The organism is Verminephrobacter aporrectodeae subsp. tuberculatae, from assembly GCF_026127385.1.
GTDB classification, from domain to species: Bacteria; Pseudomonadota; Gammaproteobacteria; order Burkholderiales; family Burkholderiaceae_C; genus Acidovorax; species Acidovorax aporrectodeae.
This window is the reverse complement of sequence record NZ_QZCX01000019.1, coordinates 1-373: the sequence shown is the minus strand read 5'-3', so window position 1 is coordinate 373 and position 373 is coordinate 1. Positions and strand designations below refer to the sequence as shown.

Here is a 373-nt window from a genome sequence, read left to right as displayed (position 1 = left end):
CCACGAGGACCGTAAAGGCCCCGTTGGCGGGTGTGTGGGTCGGGTCCGCGTCCAGGTTGCCCGTGTCGCTAAAGCTAAGCACCAGCTGGTCGCCAGTGACCTTGGGACGCGAGTCGCCGGTGATGATCAGCGCCGGGGCCGTGGTGTCCACTGGCGCTGGTGTGTTGTTGGTCACCGCCGTGGCCGCAAAGCTGGTCGCGTCGTTGCCGGCAGCGTCCTGTATGGCGTTGGCGTCGTTGCCGGTCGTGGGGTCGGCGTAGGCGACGGTGACCGTCTGGTCGCTGGTGACCGCCGTGCTCAGCGTGAGCGTGACGGTTTTGGCTTGCGGCTCGATGGCGACGTTGGTGACGGCGTTCGCGACGCCGTTGACAAG

1 protein-coding gene is annotated in these 373 nt (G+C 67.3%); it reads right to left on the bottom strand.

From position 1 onward, the window contains the following. On the bottom strand, window positions 1–373 hold a 373-nt coding region (locus tag D5041_RS21925), incomplete at both ends, for a SwmB domain-containing protein (protein ID WP_265285837.1).